The following is a 19,687-nucleotide window of genomic DNA, read 5'->3' on the forward strand; positions in this document are numbered from 1 at the left end:
AGCAACATCCCAAGAATTTAGGACTGAAATTATGATCATATCCGCATCGACTGATTACCGCGCCGCAGCAAAAGCAAAATTGCCACCGTTTCTTTTCCACTACATTGACGGCGGTTCTTACGGAGAACATACCCTACGCCGCAACACAGCCGATCTTGCAGAGATCGCGCTCAAGCAGCGAGTCCTCAATGACATGTCAGATCTGAATTTGGAAACTGAGTTGTTTGGCGAAAAGCTAGCAATGCCAATCGCACTAGCTCCTGTTGGTTTAACAGGTATGTACGCACGACGTGGTGAAGTGCAAGCAGCAAAAGCCGCGGACAACAAAGGTATTCCTTTTACGATGTCGACGGTGTCGGTATGTCCAATAGAAGAGGTCGCACCTAAGATTGAACGCCCAATGTGGTTCCAACTTTACGTACTAAAAGATCGCGGCTTCATGAAGAACGTTCTTGAACGCGCAAAAGCAGCAGGCGTAACAACATTGGTTTTCACCGTTGATATGCCAGTACCTGGCGCTCGCTACCGTGACATGCACTCAGGAATGAGTGGCCCAAATGCGGCAATGCGTCGTGTATTCCAATCTATGCGTCATCCTAGTTGGGCCGTTGATGTTGGCTTGTTAGGTAAGCCACATGATCTAGGCAACATCTCTACTTACCGTGGTTCTCCTACCAAACTGGAAGACTACATCGGTTGGTTGGGTGACAACTTCGACCCATCGATCTCATGGAAAGACCTAGAGTGGATCCGTGATTTCTGGGATGGCCCAATGGTCATCAAAGGCATTCTTGATGAAGAAGATGCAAAAGACGCTGTGAGATTTGGCGCAGACGGTATTGTGGTTTCAAACCACGGTGGTCGTCAGCTTGATGGTGTTCTATCAAGTGCAAAAGCGCTACCTGCAATCGCAGACGCAGTAAAAGGCGACACCAAGATTCTGGTCGACTCTGGTATTCGTACCGGCTTGGATGTAGTTCGAATGATGGCATTGGGCGCAGATTGCACTTTGCTTGGACGTTCTTTCGTCTACGCATTAGCAGCGCAAGGGCAAGCAGGTGTTGAAAACCTACTCGACCTTTACGACAAAGAGATGCGCGTTGCGATGACTCTAACTGGCGCCAAGACAATCAAAGACTTAACTCGTGATTCTTTGGTGGGGCTAGATTAATCCGCCACGACTCTGGTTCGGATTCAGATTCAGACTAATGCTTTGGTCTACTTAGACTGAAGTTCAATCGGTGTCACAGCAATTCCACTGCTGTTGTGACACCGTTTAAGCACTGGAAAATAAAATAAAAACTAGGGCGTGTTGATCTTTCGAGCTGATTTTTGCAGCGAGTTGCTGGGTATTTATACAAGGCAGAGGCGTCGATGTGTAGCTAGCCTACATGAGAAGCCGATAACGCAGTAGAAATGACCAGCAAACGCTGCCCGAAGGGTTCGAGCTGGGCGCCCCCGCAAAAAGCGTTTTACTCTTTGTTGAGGGAGATTTACTTAGAATGACTAGGCTACTTCCCCCTCGCCGCGATTAAAACGCTTTTGACTAGGCGCCCCCATCCGAACAAAATTTAACCACAAAAGGTCAACACGCCCTAGAATGCTAAATAGGAATCTTATGTTTACAGGTATCGTTCAAGGCATGGCAACACTGGTTGCTATCAACAAAAAAGAGTTGTTTCAAACTCATACCATCGAGCTAACTGACGAAATGGTTGAGGGATTAGCAATTGGTGCTTCAGTAGCTCATAACGGTTGTTGCTTAACAGTAACGGAAATTTCAGGCAATCAGATTGCTTTTGATTTAATGCAAGCGACATTGCGATTGACGAACTTAGGCCAGTTGAATGTTGGTGACAAAGTGAATGTTGAGCGTGCAGCAAAGTTTGGTGACGAAATTGGCGGGCATAGCATGTCTGGCCACATTACTCTGATGGCTAATCTCGTTGATGTGATTAAGACTGAGAACAACCGTACACTTTGGTTCGAACTACCAGAAGAGTCGATGAAGTACGTGTTGAGCAAGGGTTACATTGGTGTTGATGGTTGTTCATTGACGATTGGCGAAGTGGAAGAGAACCGTTTCTCTGTCCATCTGATTCCAGAAACTCTGAATCGTACTCTGTTTGGCGGCCGTGGAGTAGGCGACCAAGTAAACATTGAGTTTGATCCGCAAACACAAGCGATTGTTGATACTGTTGAACGTGTACTAGCAAACCAAAAATAGTAGTAGCGGTTTATCAATAGCACTTGCCCAAAAATCGATGACTAAGTAAAAGTCGAAGATATTAAAAAAGAGCACATTTTGTGCTCTTTTTCTATTTTTGTGTATTTGTGTATTTGTGTATTTGTGTTTTTCTAGGTTAGCCTAGAAATCGAGAGTAGATCTAACTCGACAAGAGAGTAAGTGTGTTAGAAGACTTGTTCGTCGTCTGCATCAATCGAGAGGTTGATTCTGTCTCTTACTTCGTCTACTTGCATGTCGAGATGAATAGCATTGCAACACGCTGGGCAATCGTCATAAAAATCTTGGCTTCCATTTGAAGCATCTAGCGTTATGCTGATTGCATGCCCACAGTGGGGGCAGGAGACATGTTTTTCTGTGTATTTATGCATAGCAAATTCTCCTCACTGTAACTCGTCCCAATCCTAGTAGCTTTATAGATCGCAATAGCTTGTATAGTTCGTAGTAGCTTTATAGAACGACTTAGCTAGCTGCGATTGGTATTAAACGGCCTGTATCTTCTGAATGCATGCCTCAGTTTGAGCTAAATACTCGCCGCCAAATTGATTGCAGTGGTTGAGAAGATGGTACAAGTTATAAATGTCTTTGCGATCAGTATAGCCAACGTCTAGTGGATTTACGCTCTGGTAACCGTCATAAAACTCTTTTGGAAACCCTTCAAACAATTCCGTTAAAGCTAAGTCACATTCATGATCGCCCCAATAACAAGCCGGGTCGTAACAGATTGGTCCAAAGGCTGAGTTTGCAACGTTGCCATTCCAAAGATCACCATGAAGCAAAGACGGGCGAGGGTTGTGGCCAGCAAGACGCATATTCACCACATCAACGATGTCATCAATATCACCGAATTCGATGCCTTTTTCTTTTAGCAGTTGTAACTGGAAACCAATACGCTGCTCAGAGAAAAAACGACCCCATTTCTTATGCCAAGGGTTAGGTTGAAGTGTGCTGCCGATATAGTTGTCTTGGTCGCAACCAAACTCTTTTTGCTCGCCCCATTGATGAAGCTGCGCAAGCTGAACGCCGAAATCGAAGCTATTGTTGCCCGTCTCCAGCGGCTTGGTTGGCAAGTAATTGAGAATAATGAACGAGCACTCCTTGGTTTTGCCAATAAGCACTAATTCAGGTACGTAAACGGTGGAGGTTTCTCTCAACAAGCGTAAGTTCTCAGCTTCAATTTCAAACTTAGGTAAAAATTCTCGCTGATTCACTTTCACAAAGTAACGTTCATTACCATCGCTGATCATATAGCAATCGTTAATGTCGCCACCAGAAACCTTGGTACGCTCAGTAATCTGAAAGTTAAATAGAAGAGTATCTGAAAGTTGTTGAGAAATGGCCTGCCACATAGGAAATCCTCAAAGACTGAAAGTTAAAAAGATTGAAGGTTAGAAATACTGTTTGTTTAATAGCAATAGTTTAGGATAAATCTGAGCAATTTATAGACGCACTCGTCAATGTTCTTAGCTCTTCTTCAGCTTATGCAGAATCAATTGGCCGAATTGTGAACTCGAACTGATACAAGCTCGTTGAAATACAAACATAAATTGAAACCCTGGCGTGGTGAAACAGTTTGGAGCTGGTCTCACAATCGAAACCGTTTTAATCACCACAAACTGGAAAAGTGGTTTGAGCTTGTTATTGTCTCCCCACCAATTTAGATGAACTTTTAGAGTAAGCTGAAAGGGCTATTATTAACTGGCGCAATACTTTACTTCAAAGTTTGTCTTAAACTTTGTTAGGCGTGAATTTACTTATGGTTTAAGTGGGCAGGTACACCGCATAGAGCTATATCGATTTAAATTTAAGCTGAAAAACTAACTAGGATCATTTTAATGCGGTTTTGGGCAATAAAGTGATGACAAATAGCGTCATTTACATAGTATTAGGCAAGTACGTATTAATCTGCTTTAGAGCTTAAAACGGAGAATTATTGTGGTTGTAGAAACCGATGGCTATTTGGCTTTGATCGAGCACCTATCATTTAATCTGGACGTCTTTACCAATAGTAATGGCGATACAGGCAACGAGAGTGTTGAAGACATCATCACAGACATGATTTCAACGAACATCATGGCTATTTTCGAGCAAAACCCAGAGTTGCATTCGAGCGTTCGTTTTCAGCTATTGAAAGAAGCAGATGCCGTAGTAGCTGACCTTGGTGAAGTATTAGCGGGTGTTTGGGCTAAGAAAGCGACCAACGAACAAATTGTATTTCTTGATGAATACATCGCGTTAGTGAAGAACCTGTTTGATACGGCTGTTGCTAAATACGACTAGCTATTCACGTATCACTCTAAAATAGTAAAAGGCGTTTAAGTCGTAACGTTTTATGTTATGTCGTTCAGCGGTGAATCTTTTGAATCGCTATAAACGCCTAAAGTGCCAAAACTTGGAAGCCCAATAAGGGTTGTCCAGCCTCGATATAATCACACCTTTCGATGTAGAAGCATGTAGGAATTGATTATTTCCTAAGTAAACTCCAACGTGTCGCACTGTCATCGATGTTTTAAAAAACACCAAGTCGCCACTCGTTGCCTGCCCATACGCTATTTCTTTTCCCTTTTTACTCTGGTCTATTGTGGTTCTTGGCAGGGCTTGTTGAGTCGCATTTTGGACGGCTATCTGTACAAAAGCAGAGCAATCTATACCTCTAAATGAGGTCCCACCGAAATGGTATGGCACGCCTTTCCACTGTTCATACACGCTCATATAAGCGTTTGTAGTCAATTGTTCTGACTTTGATAGGGGTTTCTGTGTGGTTTGACTAAGCTGAGAAGGCGACGGTGACGAGCTACAAGCAGCCAATGTTGCTAAAGTTATTGTAACTACAGCCATTTTTCTGATTTTCATATGTAACTCTTCTGACAAAAAACTGAAATAAAAACGTCATCAAGGACTTCTAGTATACGGACTAACTTAAGGATATCTCTTTTCGTAGTCAAACTGGATTTCACATGCCCGACACAAATTTATCAATAAAACCCTCACGTTATACATTCTCGCTCATTCAAACCGTCACTGCTGTATTTATTTCCATTCTTTTACTTGTTAGTTTTTTATCAATGGTTAGCATTCGGGGCGTTGAACGGGTCGGGGGACACTTTGACGCACTCTCGGAACAAGCATTACCCCTTGCTCTACATAATGCCGAATTAACGCAAAGCGTATTAGAACAAGTAAAACTTCTCACTTACAGCACCCAATCAACCGACTTAGATACACTGAATGCCACAAGGGGCTCAATTGACCAACTCGCAACAGAGAGTAATACCACGCTAGAGGAACTCCTTTTTATCTCCCAATCTTTTCCTGAAGCGATCTCTTTAGAGCAACAACAAAACCTTATCGATGACATGACGCAACTGCAAAACATGACCAACACGGTACTGCTAGCGCAAATTGAGATTCAAAGTAAGCAAAATATCATCGACAGTAAAATGGGCGAGTTCCGTTATGGCGTTGGATCTATCGGACCAGAAATGAATCGAATCAGCTCGTTTTTGGTTGAAGACAACCCGGAAGCGAGTGATGCTGCGAATCGATTTACATCCAGTGCGTCTGCGATGGCGAACACCTTTTTGATGTTGATGATGCAATCTGACATTGATAAAGCACACGATGAATATCGTCAACTCAGAAATCGAATTGCGGGCCTTAACTTGGCTTACGGTGACTTTGCTGATTGGCACCCAGACATCGCCGAGTTCGCAAGTTTGACGGCACCTTACGGAATGGTGAAAGAGGGCTTTACAGAAAAGGGGGTAATCAAGCAAATCCTATCGAAACTCGAACTGGTTAAACAGCAAGAGCAGAACTTAACGCAAGTGATTACCTTAGCAAATACCGTTATCAGCACACTGAATCAGTTGTCTTCTACAGCTTCCCAACTGATTGATGAAAGCGAGCTCGTTGTAAATAAAACCATCATCAATATCGATAGTGTGTTGTTTATCAGCGGGCTGGTGATTGCCGTAATCATTGCGATCTCATGGTTCGTATTACGTCGTTGGATGAATAAAGGGCTTAAAAACATTACCCAACAATTAAGTTCACTTGCCGATCACGACTTCTCCAAACAAAGTGAACTGTTGGGACCTCTGGAGCTGCAAGTTATCACTTCGAAACTCAATACAGTCGTAGATTCAACCGCTGACTCGGTTCGTTTGGTAACGCGTAACTGTGAGACGCTTTATCAAACAGCTGAAGTGAGTCATGACGCCGCAGAGCAAACAAATTCTAGCTTGAATGAGCAGAACGAATCACTTCAGAATATGATAACTACGATTACTGAACTTGAAGCATCCATTGGTGAGATTGCCCGTATCTCTAACGCATCGAACGACGATGCACAAATAGCAGAAGATGAGTCAGTGAATGGCAGCCAAGTGGTTGGCCTTAACCAACAACGATTACAAGCGCTTGAGCAATCTCTTAGCCTGAATCAAGAATCGATGACGGACTTGGATATTCACGTTAAACAGATTCGTGAAATGGTTGACGTGATCAGTGGTATTGCTGAAAACACTAACTTACTCGCATTGAATGCCGCAATAGAAGCAGCGCGAGCAGGAGACCAAGGCCGCGGGTTTGCAGTGGTTGCCGATGAAGTACGAAAACTGGCGAGTGGTACATCCCAGCAAACCACTAATATTCGTAATATGATGAACGAATTGGTGGCGGCGGCTGATCGCTCACGAGCTTCTGTAACGGAATCGCGAAGCGAAATGGCGAATGCGCTGGACACCAGCGGAGATGTAAAACAGGCCTTCGAGAAGATAGAGTTCGCGGTTAGCCAGATCAAAGGGCGTGTTGAACAAATCATGGTGGCTACTGAGCAGCAAGCACGAGCGACTGTCGATGTAACGCATTCAATCACCCGAGTATCTGAGCAGGGTGAGAATACTAAGCTGCAACTTGAATCTATGATCGAGAGTTCAGAACAAGTCGGAGAGATAGCAGGGAACCAACAAGCCATGCTTCACAAATACGTATTGAAGTAAACGAGCGTGCGGAGTTAAGCTAAACAGTACAACAGTTGAAGAACTAGCTACGCTTATATCCCTATCGATACAGAAACACCCTTAAATTCCGACATGAATCTAAGGGCGTTTTTGTCTAGATATAGGTTTGAGTTTAATATCAGCTTGAGCCACAAACGAGTTTGAATCTAGTCTTTCGTTGTCGGGAATTGTGCAAACGGCTGACGCAACATCAAGTCCAACCGTTGCTCTTTACCATCTTGAATCTCGGGAACACCAATATTCACCTTATCGTGGCCAAGCTTGGGTTGAGCTCGGTAAGTCTTAAACCAGATGTCCCACACAGATAAAAAGAAGCCAAAGTTTGAGTGGGTTTCTTTAACAATGATCGAGTGATGAACGCGATGCATGTCTGGTGTCACTATCACTTTTCTTAATCGCTTATCAATCCATAACGGAAGACGTGCATTACTGTGGTTAAACATCGCACTGGCATTAAGAACAATTTCAAATATCACGACCGCAATGACAGGGACACCAAGCGCGATCACCAAACTCACTTTAATCAACATCGAAAGGATCATCTCAATAGGGTGAAAGCGCATTCCGGTAGTGACATCGATATCTAGGTCTGCATGGTGAACTCGATGAAACTTCCATAACCAAGGAACACGGTGGAACACCAAATGCTGCAGGTAAATGGCGCAATCTAAGAGCAATACACAGACCAGAATGGTCAGTTCTTTCGGAAGTGACAGGGTATTGAACAAACCCCATTGGTTTTCTTGTGCGATAACCGCCGCTTGAAATGCTGCGATAGGAATGAGAGTGGCCAATAAAAAGCTATTTAAAGCAACCAGAGCGAAATTGTTCGCCCAACGAAACCATTTGCTTTGAGTGAGTGTTTTACGTGGAAAACGGGATTCCCAAAGTGCACACAATCCAAAAGCGACAATAAAACAAACAAGGCGAAGCAGTGATGGGTCTTGCATGGGAATTCCTTCTATCATTCTAAGGACACTGTAAGTACAATCGTGCCACTTTTCTAGATTTATCGTTATTGCCCATGAGAATCCACGCTTTTCACCGTTTATATCAACATCGTTTATCCATTGCGACCAAACCGTTTAATGCGCGCGGGTGTAAAGTCGTGCGATGTGAATTCTGTAAAATCAAGCAAGACAGCTGTATCTGTGAACATCAACCAGACGTAAATACGAACGTCGCGACCATGTTGATCTTATCGGACAACGAAATACTCAAACCAAGTAATACCGGCCGTTTAATCCTTGATACCGTTAAAGATAGCTATGCCTACCTTTGGCACCGCACTGAGCCGAATCAAGAGATGCTGGATGTGCTGAAAGACGACAAGTATCAGCCTGTCATTGTGTTTCCTGAAGACTACACAGATGACAAAACGCGAGTGGTTCAAGACTTGCCACAAATACGTGACCCAAATAAAAAGCTGCTGCTGATTTTCATCGATGGAAGTTGGCGTGAAGCAAGACGTATCTTCCGTCGTTCAGAATATCTACAAGATTTACCTGTGTTATCGATTGAGCCTGAATCAGTTTCTCAATACATGATGCGTAAGTCGGACAACGAACAACACCTTTCTACTGCAGAAGTCGCGAGCTTAGTATTAAAGCAAGCGGGCGAAGAGCAGGGCGCCAAGACTTTACAGCTATGGTTTGAAGCATTTCGCGAAAGCTACATGCTAAGCAAGACGCGTTATAAGTCAGATCCGACCAAACCTAGCCTGAACGCTTTCATAGAACACAGTAAAAGTGAGACTTCACTCTAACCTTTAACCGCTTTGTGCTGACTTGTTGTTCAAACAGACTCGATCGCGAGATAAGTTTGTTATCTATCACGGTTTGTAGGGGGAGTGTTATGGATAATGCTCCTTAGTTGTTTAATTTAAAAAATTTATTTGCCCGAATTTAGGGAAAAATTGGAGAGATTTCATGTATTACGGCTTCGATGTTGGCGGCACAAAAATTGAGTTTGGTGCATTCAATGAGAAACTTGAGCGAGTAGCAACAGAGCGTGTTCCAACACCAACAGACGATTATCAGTTACTGCTTGATACAATTGCTGGTTTGGTAAAAAAGTACGATAGCGAATTCTCTTGCGAAGGCAAAATTGGCCTTGGTCTTCCTGGCATGGAAAACGCAGACGACGGCACAATGCTTGTTGTTAACGTACCAGCTTCAACAGGTAAGCCACTACGTAAAGATTTAGAAGCGCTTATTGGTCGTAGTGTAAAAATTGAGAACGACGCAAACTGTTTTGCGCTTTCAGAAGCGTGGGATGATGAGCTTAAAGATGAACCATCAGTTGCTGGCCTAATTCTAGGTACTGGCTTCGGTGGTGGTTTAGTTTACGAAGGTAAAGTTTTCTCTGGTCGTAACCACGTTGCAGGTGAGCTTGGCCATATGCGCCTTCCTATCGATGCATGGTTCCACCTTGGCGACAACGCACCGCTACTAGGCTGTGGTTGTGGCAAGAAAGGTTGTCTAGACAGCTACCTATCTGGTCGTGGGTTTGAGTTGATTTACGAGCACTACTTCGGTGAGAAGAAGAAAGCGATTGAGATCATCCAAGCATACAATGAAAGTGAAGCAAAAGCTGCAGAGCACGTTGATCGCTTCATGGAGCTATTGGCTATCTGTTTCGCGAACCTGTTTACAGGTCTTGACCCACACGTTGTTGCACTGGGCGGCGGTCTTTCAAACTTTGAACTGATCTACGAAGAGATGCCAAAGCGTGTGCCTAAGTACCTGCTGTCTGTAGCGAAGTGTCCTAAAATCATTAAAGCAAAACACGGTGATTCAGGCGGCGTTCGTGGTGCTGCATTCCTTAACATTAAGTAATCGCGACTTAACGTTAAGCTAGCTAAGGTTAGATAGTTAAAAAGCATAAATAAAAATGCCGCAATCTCGAAAGAGGTTGCGGCATTTTTTATTGTTTGGTGTTTTCGTTTAGTTAGCTCTTAGCTCTAACTACAAACGAAAAGCGACCTATCAAGAAAAGAGCCAGAGGGCTTACTTCTTCTTTTTGCCAACACCAAGGTTGTCTTTTTGCTTCAACGTAAGCTTAGTAAAGCCAAGCTTGCGGAAGTAGTTGTCTTGGTAGTTGCGAACCGCTTTAGTATCAGAAATCAACTCAAGCTGTTGCTCAGTTTTTAGATACTCAGAGATGTCGATGCCTTCCGCTGCAGCAACAGCTTCTTGGATCGTGCGGTGTTCTTGTTTTGAAAACAGTAACTCTTTGTCTTCGTCTTTGTAAGTGTACAGAATGGTACGAGCCATGGTGCTCTCCAATAGAATTATTACTTTGCGCGCACTCTACATAAAAACCGTACGTGGCTCAAGGTAATGGTAATAAATCTTAAGATTATCGTTCTAAACGTTTAGCGTAATTTAAGCTAATTGTCTTTTAGGAAACGAACAAGTTGTTTTTCACCAAACGAAAATAACAAAAAGCCCCTTAACATTGAAAAATCAATATAGGGGCTTCGTCTATGTCTTGGCGAAGATCTTCCAAATCAACTAAAAAGCAGCTAAGTCAATTTAGGTAATTGCTTTGAGTTAAACGCGACCTTGTAGAGGAATGATCGTCACTGTCTCGCCAACTTTCACGGTATCAACCGCTGGTGAGATTTCGATTAAACAGTTTGCTTCACTCATTGAACGCAGAATACCTGAACCTTGCTTACCTGTCGTTTTCACTTCAAGCACACCTGATTCATTCATCGAGAACACGCCTCGGCTGAACTCAGTACGACCTTGGCGCGAACGTAACTGTTCAGTTGCTACTGCGTTTGCTTTTACTGGCGTCCAATTCGTTTGACCTTGAAGCTTGCGGATCGCTGGCTCAACAAAGTTAATGAACGACACCATTACTGCAACTGGGTTACCCGGCAGCCCAAAGAAAGGTTTGTTTTCGATTTTACCGTAAGCCAATGGGCGGCCTGGGCGCATGTTGATACGCCAAAAGTTGATTTCACCCAGCTTATCTAACGCAAGCTTGATGTAATCCGCATCACCAACAGACACACCACCTGAAGTCAGAACCATATCGGTTTCAAGCGACGCAGAGTGCAGCACATTCATCATCTTTTGTTCGTCATCTTCAATGATGCCGTAATCGACGATGTCACAGCCAAGCTTTTGAAGCATGCCGATAATAGTAAAACGGTTCGAATCGTAGATAGAGTTTGGTTTTTGCTCGCTACCCGGAGCTTGAACTTCATCACCCGTAGAGAACACTCCCACTTTCACTTTACGCAGAACAGGGCAGGTACCAAAACCTAATGATGCCATCATGCCCATTTCTGGCGCTTCGATTCGTGTGCCTCGCGTAAAGACAGGTTGGCCAATTTCTAGATCTTCACCCGCCATACGGACATTTTGTCCAACCGAGATTTTCGCGTCAGGGAAGCTAACCTTGTCACCTTCCTGAACAGCTTGCTCACGCATCACAACAACATCAACGCCTTCTGGCATTGGCGCACCTGTCATGATCTTAACGGCTTCACCTTGTTGAACGATTTTGCCGTAGCTATGTCCAGCCATGACTTCAGCAACAACGCGGTAGCTATCTAGATCTAAATCTTCACTACGAATGGCGTAGCCGTCCATTGCAGAGTTAGTGTTCTGAGGCACGTTGATTGGCGAGATAACATCTTCAGCCAGAACACGGCCATAGCCTTGCTCTAAGGAAACAGATTCCGTCAAATCTAGAGCATCAATGCTATCAACAATTTTTTGCTGACCTTGAGTAACCGTTAGGCCGGCTGGAGAGAAAGAGTCGCAACACACAACTGGCGTGTTGTCTTTTGAAGATGCACATGAAGCGACTTTATCTTTTTTCGAAGTAGAGTCGAACGATTGAGCGTATTCAATGATGAAATCACGAATTGCTTCTAAGTCGCTGATCGCCATTTGCGGCAGGTCAGATTCAACTTTGCTGTCTGCGGCGATAGCAATAATGTTGTCATCGTTTGGATAAAGCCAAGGTTTACCCACTTCGTCGCGGTGAAGCTCAATCTTAGGGAAGGCGATGTTCTTGCAGCCTTCAACCAGAATTAAGTCCAACGTGTTGGTATTGAAACGTGTAAGCAGGTAATCAAAGTCCGCTTCGGCTTCTGGCGTTTCTGTCATCATGACATGACGGTTACGAGAGCTAATCAACATTTGATTCGCGCCTGCTTTGCGTAGGCGGTAGCTGTCTTTACCCGGCTTATCGACATCGAAATCGTGGTGAGCGTGTTTAAGAACGCCAACTTTTAAACCTGCGTCGGTTAACAAAGGTAACAAGGCTTCAAGTACGGTCGTTTTGCCTGTACCGCTATAAGCAGCAAAGCCCAATAGAGGAAGGTTAGGGCGTTGTTTTGAATCTTTCATTATTGAAGCGTTCCGAATTGGGTGAGTTCTTCTGGCGTGTTGAGATTGACAAAGCAGTTAGGAGAATCGCTAAAATCAACGTATTCGGTAACACACTCTTTGTATAGCAAGATGATTTTACGATCACCACGTTCTAAAAACGCTTCTAACTTTGGCAGAACACGTTTGTGGAATAGGGTGAATACAGGTTGCTTAAATTCGCCATCATGAGCGACAAGAATGTCACTGTCTTCTTTAACCGCAGAACAAAAGCGCTCAACAAGGTCGTCACTGATTTGTGGGCTGTCGCAAGGAACAAAGCCAACCCAGTCGGTGCTAGCGTTTTTAAGGCCTGCATGTATGCCACCCAGCGGACCTGGGTAGTCAGGGAAAAAATCGGAAACAACCGGAGCAAATGCTTGGTAACTGTCTAAGTTACGATTGGCATTGATAGTGATGCTGACATCTTGTTGTGACAGCTTGTTTATAACATATTGAATAAGCGGAGAACCGTTGAGCTCAACGAGTCCTTTATCTTTTCCGCCCATACGGCTGGCCTGTCCGCCAGCCAAAATAACCCAACTAGTTTGCGTTGGAAGCAGCATAAATATTCTCTTGTGCTTTATCTTTCTGAATAACTTGCAGAAGCGGGGATTCGGTCAAAGTATTGTCTTTAATCCACCACTGCTTCTTACATAAATCGGTTAACGCGTTAGTTTGGTGACTGGTGATGACTAAACTCGCGCCTCTCTGAAGAAGATCTTCGGCCATAATCACCAATCTTTCAATAGATTCTTTGTCTAAAGAAGCACTTGGTTCATCCATAAGCAAGATTGAAGGCTTAAGAATCCAAGCTCGAGCCATTGCTACGCGTTGACGCTCCCCCCCAGACAACACAGAGATGTGCTCATCTGCCAGGGTTTCTAAACCTACCATTCTCAATGCATTAATTATTTGAGCTCGCTTATCTTTTTGGCTCTCTTTGTTAAAGCGAATGCCATAAGCGACATTTTGGTACACCGAGCCATCAAAAAGATAGGGGGTTTGATGCAGGTAGATGATGTCTTTGAATTTGAGTCGAGGGAATAATCTTTGTTGCCAGCTCTGTGTTGGAGACTGAATGCGTCCAGAACTTGGCTGAATTAATCCAGACAAGATTTTTAGTAGGGTCGTTTTACCAACACCATTGTCTCCTTTGAGATAAATGGCATCGTTGGGGCCGATCGACAATTCGGGAATGTGGAACAAAACACGCTCTTTGTAGCGCATTGAAATTTGCTGCGTTGTTATTTTTATACTCATGACAGCGTTCCTAAGTTCTTAAATAGCCTTTTCCTCTCACACTGGAAAGGAAAAAGTTGAGGGCCAATGCCAATGCTAATAACACCATACCGAGGGCAACACCTTGAGCGAATGCGCCTTTGTGGCTTTCCATAGCGATAGCTGTTGGGATGTTTCTTGTCATCCCCATAATGTTGCCACCGACCATCATTGAACAACCGACTTCAGTAACGATACGAGAGAAGGCTGCAATGGTTGCGGCCAATAGAGGAAAACGTGTTTCCCAAATCAAGGTACACGCCACACGTGTCGTTGATACACCAAGCGTACGCGCTGTTTCTACTGCTCGGCGATCACTGGCCTGCAGAGCACCGTGCATCATCGCGACTAGGATAGGGAAACAGATCAACATCTGACCTAAAATCATCGCCTTCTGGGTAAACAGCAATTGCCAATCACCTAGCGGGCCAGAGCGAGAAAGCATCATGTACATCAACAAACCAATAACCACAGTAGGGATCGCTTGCAGGGTATTGATCACCGAAAGCAGAGCCCACTTTCCGGGGAACTCGGTATAAGCCAATAAGAAAGCCATAAGGATTGCAGGAACAATCACTAATGAGATGGCGGACAAAGACACACTGAAGGATACCGCGACGATCTGCCACAATTCGTGGTCAAAGCTCACCAGTAGATTCATTGCATCAATCGTTGTTTGCCATAGGGTCATGAAGTATCTCGTGTGAATCGATAATAGGTTTTTATCGGTAATGACTGATGTTAATCATAGCTGACACAATATATATGAGCCTGTATTGGCCAGCTATTGTTTTTAAGCGTGCTCATTAACTGAATTTAGTTAAGTGTAGTGTTTGTTGGTTTTGACGACATCTTCAACGCTACGCTTTACTTACTACAAACTATTCTGCGCTTGCAACAAACAGTTGTTTGCCGTGCAGTTTAAAGTCGTTAATCAGTTTCTGACCTTTAGGGTTAACCAACCAATCACTGAATACTTTCGCTGCTTGGTAGTTAATGCTTGGGTAGCGCTCAGGGTTAACGAGAATCACTTGGTAAGGGTTGAAGAGGTTCTTATCACCTTGGAAAAGGATTTTAAGATCCAGTTTGTTTTGGTAAGCCAACCACGTACCACGGTCTGTCATGGTGTAACCTTGCATTTCAGACGCCATGTTCAGAGTTGGGCCCATACCTTGACCAACACTGCGGTAGCCACCAAAGTTTGGTTCGATTTTAGTTTGCGCCCAAATACCCATCTCTTTCTTATGAGTACCAGAGTCGTCGCCACGAGACACAAACGTCACGTTATTAGTCGCGATCGCTTTGAACACATCTGCCACTGCTTTTTGAGATTCAATTTTTGCAGGGTCGCTTTGTGGGCCAACGATGACAAAGTCGTTATACATCAGCTTACGAGGTAAAACGCCGTAACCTTTTTCTACGAAATTCGCTTCAGCCTTTGGTGCGTGAGTCATCACCAAATCCACGTCACCATTTTCACCCATGCGAAGTGATTTACCTGTACCCGCAGCCAGAACATCTACTTTGATGCCAGAATCTTTTTCGAACTCAGGCAGTAGGTAGTCCAGTAGGCCAGAGTGATAAGTGCTTGTGGTTGTCGCCAACTTGATATGAGTGGTGTCTTCCGCACTGCTAGCCGTGTAACTGACGATAGATAGAGCTGCAATAGTTAAGGGAATTGCTTTCATTATTATTATGTCCATTCTGTTATAAATGAATGACATGCCTTCAGATTTAAAGGGCTCAAAGAAGGGCATGTGCATAAGACGCTAATTGTTGTAATTAGAAATCTACACCTTACAAGCAATCTTAATGCCAATAAATCATGCATCAGATCTCATTAAATTGCTGTTATTTCGGACAAAACTACGCCATTTACCCCGTTAAAATGAATCAAAACATGAGCTAGGACAAAATGTCGCACATTATCCCTGTTGGAGAAAGGGTTAATTGGTACACTCTGTCCCAACTTTCCTCACCGGCTAATCATTATGTCTTTACCTAGTTCATCTGCATCCAATCTCAACCCGAACACATTGACTCACTATCAGGCGTTTTCCGTTTTGGTCGTGGATGATGAATTGGGTATGCAGGCTATCTTAAAGAAAGCACTAGGTAAGTTCTTTGGCAAGGTATCAAGCGCAGGTTCGGTTGAAGAAGCTGAAACACTACGTTCTAGCGAACATTTTGATCTCATCGTCCTTGATATCAACCTGCCAGGTCGTTCTGGTATTGAGTGGGAAGAGGCGTTTAACGACAATGACAAACGCGCCGATGTGATTTTCATGACGGGTTATGCTGATCTAGAGATGACCATATCTGCACTTAAGCTTGGTGCTTCAGATTTTATTCTTAAGCCATTCAACCTCGAACAGATGATACAAGCGGTTCTGCGTTGTATGGATAAGCGACTCGACCAAAGAATGCAGTACGCGTTAAAGCGTGATGTTAGTCGTCATATCAAGACCGAATTGATCGGCAATTCAGACAAGACCAAACAGCTCAAACTATTGATCAGTCAATTTGCACCGTCTCGAGCATCAGTTTTAATAGAAGGTGAGTCAGGTACGGGTAAAGAGTTGGTTGCGCGTGGTGTACATGAAGCCAGCAAACGTACCGGACCATTTGTACCAATCAACTGTGGTGCGATTGCCCCGGAGCTTCTCGAAAGTGAATTGTTTGGACACACCTCTGGCGCATTTACTGGTGCGAAGAAAAACCGTGAGGGTCTGTTCAGAGTCGCAAGTGGTGGCACCTTGTTCCTTGATGAAATAGGTGAAATGCCACTGCCAATGCAAGCTGCGTTGTTACGTGTGTTAGAACAAAGAACGATTCGTCCAGTCGGTAGCGAGAAGGAAATTGCCGTTGATGTACGCGTGGTGGCAGCAACCAACAGAAATCTTCAGGAAGAGGTTGATAAAGGGCACTTTCGCCGCGATCTGTTCTACCGACTCAATGTACTTAAGATTGATGTTGTACCACTAAGAGAGCGCCCATCAGACTTGATTGAGCTTGTTCCATATTTCACTCGTCTATTGTCGAATGAACTTGGCATGCCGGTTCCCAATTGGGCACATGAAGATATCTTGGCGATGAATGAATACGAATGGCCGGGGAATATACGTGAACTTAAAAACTTAGTCGAACGATGCATTCTTTTAGACAAGCCACCAGCACACTATTGGCGCGAGATTAATGGCGATCCGGTACCTGCAAGCATTTCAGTGACGGTGTCACATGGTGCGGAAATACCAAACTTAAATAATGCGGACGCTGCCGAGGGTTACCCAAACACTTGGACACTGAAAGAAGTAGAGAAATCTCATATAGAACAACTCGTGAGCTTCCATGACGGCAATAAATCGGCTGCTGCGAGAGATCTTGGCGTCGCTCGTAAAACCCTAGAGCGCAAATATAAAGATTGGAACACAGAAGGCTCTGAATATGCCGATTAGACGCCATTGGTGGTCAAAGTGGGCGTTCCGGTTCAAAACCATGGTTCGCTATCGCTTATTATTCCTAACATCTGCTCCGATCATTCTTACGTTGTGTGCACTTGTGGCTATCACTCTCTATTGGTCTGTTCATTACACGTGGCAGGGGGCACTGATTGATGTCGATGAGCGCTTAGACGTGGCAGAGAACAGTATTCACTTGATTCAAAATCAGCAGGCATACAACGTTCGTGCGTTTGCTGAGTCTTATAATTTCCGCGTCAAACTCGGGAGTGATATTTCTAAAAAGGATCTCACGCGTTGGGTTTCTGAAAACAAATCTCGCTATGAGCTCGACTTTCTGCGCTGGCGCAGTGTCGAAAGTATGGCAAAGAAACTCGAATATCTAAATTTGACTCACAAGTCTTCGTTTTTCAGCGTCTTAAGCCGTAGCGAACTCAACGATCTCGATCGGGATCTTGCTAAAAAAGCGGAAGTTCCGATGCTTAATGGCCAAGAAGTTGAGACCCGCGGATTGGTAAGTCGAACCGTCGTATCCGTAAAAGATGGCAATGATAATGTAATTGGTTTTCTTGATGGTGGGATTTTGCTTAATAACAGCACGCAACTTGTCGACCAAATCAGCAATCTTATCTATCCCCAAAGAGAAGACTTTAATCGTCATGTCGGTACCGTCACGGTCTTCCTTGATGATCTTCGTGTGAGCACCAACGTTCCTTTAAGCAGTGAAGACAGTGTAGGGCGGGCAATAGGTACGCGAGTTTCTCATGAGGTTCACTCAAAAGTCCTGAACGAAGGCAAAGAGTGGCTAGATCGAGCGTATGTGTACGATGCTTGGTACATCACGGCTTACCAACCGATCCACGACCAGTTTAATAACGTAATCGGCATGCTGTATACCGGCTATCTAATATGGCCGCTCATCGAAACTTACCTGACTAACCTTGGCGAAATCAGCATTATCATTGTGTTGCTGTTGCTTGCTTCTGGGTTGATCGTTCACCGTGGTGCTCGGGATCTTTTCGACCCAATTGAAAGAATTCATAAAGTGGTGAAGCTCGTGCAATTGGGAAAAGACAAACGTATCGGTACGTTAGGCTTAGATGACCAACACGAGCTTACTCTGCTCGCCAAACAGTTCGACAAGATGCTAGATCTGCTGCACGAACGTAATCAAGAGATTCAACAAGCGGCGTTAGAACTCGAGTGTAAAGTTCACTCTCGTACCGCCAGCTTGAAAGAGAAAACTGAAGAACTGGAACTGCATATCAAGCTTCTCAATCAAGCCCGAGATAAGCTGGTGGTTAATGAAAAATTAGCAGCGCTCGGTGAGCTCACGGCAGGCATTGCCCATGAGATTAATAACCCTACAGCGGTAATTCTTGGCAATGTAGAGTTGATGAAGTTTGAGCTCGGTGACGAAGTCGCTCGTGTAGACGAAGAAGTCCACGCGATCATGGAGCAGATCGACCGAATCCGAAACATCACACGAAGCTTGCTTCAATACAGCCGACACGGCGGTGTACAAGACGAAATTACGTGGCAACATATCAATCCAATAGTGGATGAAAGTATTACGCTCGTAAAAACAGGCGCGAAAAAGAAAGGCATTGTCTACGTATCACACCTGCATGCTAAAACGTCTGTGGAAGTTAACCGAAACCAACTTTTGCAGATTTTGGTTAACCTACAGATGAACGCGATTCATGCCATGGACGGACAGGGCACATTAACTATCTCAAGTGAAGACTGGGTGGAGAATGGCGTGTCTCATGGTGCAATCGTTCATGTCGAAGACGAAGGCTGCGGTATCAAAGAAGAACAATTGAAACGCATCTTTTCGCCTTTCTACACCACCAAACGTGACGGTACAGGCTTAGGCTTGTCAGTATCTCAAAGTATCTTGAGCCAAACGGGTGGCGAGATACGTGTCGAATCAGAAGTAGGCAAGGGAAGCCGCTTTAGTATCTACCTTCAGCAAAAAGCGACACCACAGTTATTGGTCTCAAACCTATAATTTTTTTAGTTTTAACCTCAAATCGAATCCAACCATATTAGCACCTGATAATATTTCTACTGCGCTTGGGCTGTTACATGAACGTTTCAGCCCAAGCACGAAAATCCTGCACTACTAAACTATCGCCAACTAAATCTCAACCTCTGACTGTTTGACGAGCACCTCTTTTTGAATATGTAACACAGTGTATATCTTTTGATCTTGATGCATATCATCTGAACTGTACGGATTTTTGATACATTGACCCCAAATTCATAATCAAAAAATATAATAAA

General features: G+C 44.1%; 18 protein-coding genes. 8 read left to right on the forward strand and 10 right to left on the reverse strand.

Annotation, left to right across the window (positions count from 1 at the left end; all coding sequences use genetic code 11):
• Positions 1 to 31: 31 nt before the first annotated feature.
• Both lldD and ACED45_RS09570 read left to right on the forward strand, forming a co-directional pair.
• Positions 32 to 1,171 (forward strand): FMN-dependent L-lactate dehydrogenase LldD, encoded by a 1,140-nt coding sequence (gene lldD, locus ACED45_RS09565; RefSeq protein WP_371713867.1) that lies wholly within the window; start codon positions 32 to 34, stop codon positions 1,169 to 1,171.
• Positions 1,172 to 1,618: 447 nt separating this feature from the next.
• The gene (locus ACED45_RS09570; RefSeq protein ID WP_371713868.1) at positions 1,619 to 2,227 is read left to right on the forward strand and encodes a riboflavin synthase subunit alpha; all 609 of its coding nucleotides are present in this window, start codon (positions 1,619 to 1,621) and stop codon (positions 2,225 to 2,227) included.
• A gap of 185 nt (positions 2,228 to 2,412) precedes the next feature.
• On the opposite strand, the gene ACED45_RS09575 is transcribed toward ACED45_RS09570, so the two are convergent.
• Both ACED45_RS09575 and ACED45_RS09580 read right to left on the reverse strand, forming a co-directional pair.
• The gene (locus ACED45_RS09575) at positions 2,413 to 2,616 is read right to left on the reverse strand and encodes a CPXCG motif-containing cysteine-rich protein (RefSeq protein WP_004733789.1); all 204 of its coding nucleotides are present in this window, start codon (positions 2,614 to 2,616) and stop codon (positions 2,413 to 2,415) included.
• Between the two features lie 111 nt (positions 2,617 to 2,727).
• On the reverse strand, positions 2,728 to 3,594 hold the full coding sequence (locus ACED45_RS09580) for a fructosamine kinase family protein (protein ID WP_048611040.1): 867 nt from the start codon (positions 3,592 to 3,594) through the stop codon (positions 2,728 to 2,730).
• A 586-nt stretch (positions 3,595 to 4,180) separates the two neighbouring features.
• Between ACED45_RS09580 and ACED45_RS09585 the strand changes: the two genes are divergently transcribed.
• On the forward strand, positions 4,181 to 4,525 hold the full coding sequence (locus ACED45_RS09585; protein ID WP_048665016.1) for a DUF3802 family protein: 345 nt from the start codon (positions 4,181 to 4,183) through the stop codon (positions 4,523 to 4,525).
• 87 nt (positions 4,526 to 4,612) lie between these two features.
• On the opposite strand, the gene ACED45_RS09590 is transcribed toward ACED45_RS09585, so the two are convergent.
• Positions 4,613 to 5,098: a C40 family peptidase gene (locus tag ACED45_RS09590; RefSeq protein ID WP_371713869.1), complete on the reverse strand. Its 486-nt coding sequence runs from the start codon at positions 5,096 to 5,098 to the stop codon at positions 4,613 to 4,615.
• 104 nt (positions 5,099 to 5,202) lie between these two features.
• Between ACED45_RS09590 and ACED45_RS09595 the strand changes: the two genes are divergently transcribed.
• Positions 5,203 to 7,248, forward strand: a complete 2,046-nt coding sequence (locus ACED45_RS09595; protein WP_371713870.1) for a methyl-accepting chemotaxis protein — start codon at positions 5,203 to 5,205, stop codon at positions 7,246 to 7,248.
• Positions 7,249 to 7,415: 167 nt separating this feature from the next.
• On the opposite strand, the gene ACED45_RS09600 is transcribed toward ACED45_RS09595, so the two are convergent.
• On the reverse strand, positions 7,416 to 8,219 hold the full coding sequence (locus ACED45_RS09600; RefSeq protein ID WP_371713871.1) for a sterol desaturase family protein: 804 nt from the start codon (positions 8,217 to 8,219) through the stop codon (positions 7,416 to 7,418).
• Positions 8,220 to 8,287: 68 nt separating this feature from the next.
• On the opposite strand from ACED45_RS09600, the gene ACED45_RS09605 reads away from it, so the two are divergent.
• Positions 8,288 to 9,034, forward strand: coding sequence for a tRNA-uridine aminocarboxypropyltransferase (locus ACED45_RS09605; protein WP_371713872.1), 747 nt, complete (start codon positions 8,288 to 8,290; stop codon positions 9,032 to 9,034).
• A gap of 163 nt (positions 9,035 to 9,197) precedes the next feature.
• Positions 9,198 to 10,106 (forward strand): N-acetylglucosamine kinase, encoded by a 909-nt coding sequence (gene nagK, locus ACED45_RS09610; RefSeq protein ID WP_102530284.1) that lies wholly within the window; start codon positions 9,198 to 9,200, stop codon positions 10,104 to 10,106.
• Positions 10,107 to 10,277: 171 nt separating this feature from the next.
• Here nagK and ACED45_RS09615 read toward each other — a convergent pair whose 3' ends face one another.
• The 6 genes from ACED45_RS09615 to ACED45_RS09640 form a co-directional block, all read right to left on the reverse strand.
• Positions 10,278 to 10,544 (reverse strand): DUF2960 family protein, encoded by a 267-nt coding sequence (locus tag ACED45_RS09615; protein ID WP_017063882.1) that lies wholly within the window; start codon positions 10,542 to 10,544, stop codon positions 10,278 to 10,280.
• Between the two features lie 279 nt (positions 10,545 to 10,823).
• On the reverse strand, positions 10,824 to 12,641 hold the full coding sequence (locus ACED45_RS09620; protein WP_102478346.1) for a bifunctional molybdopterin-guanine dinucleotide biosynthesis adaptor protein MobB/molybdopterin molybdotransferase MoeA: 1,818 nt from the start codon (positions 12,639 to 12,641) through the stop codon (positions 10,824 to 10,826).
• Complete coding sequence (gene mobA, locus ACED45_RS09625) at positions 12,641 to 13,225, reverse strand: molybdenum cofactor guanylyltransferase MobA (RefSeq protein ID WP_108082893.1); 585 nt, start codon at positions 13,223 to 13,225, stop codon at positions 12,641 to 12,643. Before mobA ends, ACED45_RS09620 begins: the two co-directional genes overlap by 1 nt.
• A complete protein-coding gene (locus tag ACED45_RS09630; RefSeq protein WP_017067175.1) occupies positions 13,203 to 13,922 on the reverse strand; it encodes an energy-coupling factor ABC transporter ATP-binding protein in 720 nt (239 codons plus the stop codon). Before ACED45_RS09630 ends, mobA begins: the two co-directional genes overlap by 23 nt.
• 10 nt (positions 13,923 to 13,932) lie before the next feature.
• Positions 13,933 to 14,631: an ABC transporter permease gene (locus tag ACED45_RS09635; RefSeq protein ID WP_009846742.1), complete on the reverse strand. Its 699-nt coding sequence runs from the start codon at positions 14,629 to 14,631 to the stop codon at positions 13,933 to 13,935.
• 190 nt (positions 14,632 to 14,821) lie between these two features.
• Positions 14,822 to 15,628, reverse strand: coding sequence for a substrate-binding domain-containing protein (locus tag ACED45_RS09640; protein ID WP_017059611.1), 807 nt, complete (start codon positions 15,626 to 15,628; stop codon positions 14,822 to 14,824).
• A gap of 303 nt (positions 15,629 to 15,931) precedes the next feature.
• On the opposite strand from ACED45_RS09640, the gene ACED45_RS09645 reads away from it, so the two are divergent.
• The gene (locus ACED45_RS09645) at positions 15,932 to 17,395 is read left to right on the forward strand and encodes a sigma-54-dependent transcriptional regulator (protein WP_029405312.1); all 1,464 of its coding nucleotides are present in this window, start codon (positions 15,932 to 15,934) and stop codon (positions 17,393 to 17,395) included.
• Complete coding sequence (locus tag ACED45_RS09650) at positions 17,385 to 19,412, forward strand: sensor histidine kinase (protein ID WP_371713873.1); 2,028 nt, start codon at positions 17,385 to 17,387, stop codon at positions 19,410 to 19,412. The genes ACED45_RS09645 and ACED45_RS09650 overlap by 11 nt, the downstream gene beginning before the upstream one ends.
• Positions 19,413 to 19,687 lie beyond the last annotated feature (275 nt).

Origin of the sequence: Vibrio crassostreae, assembly GCF_041439375.1 — a bacterium.
Lineage (GTDB): Bacteria > Pseudomonadota > Gammaproteobacteria > Enterobacterales > Vibrionaceae > Vibrio > Vibrio crassostreae_D.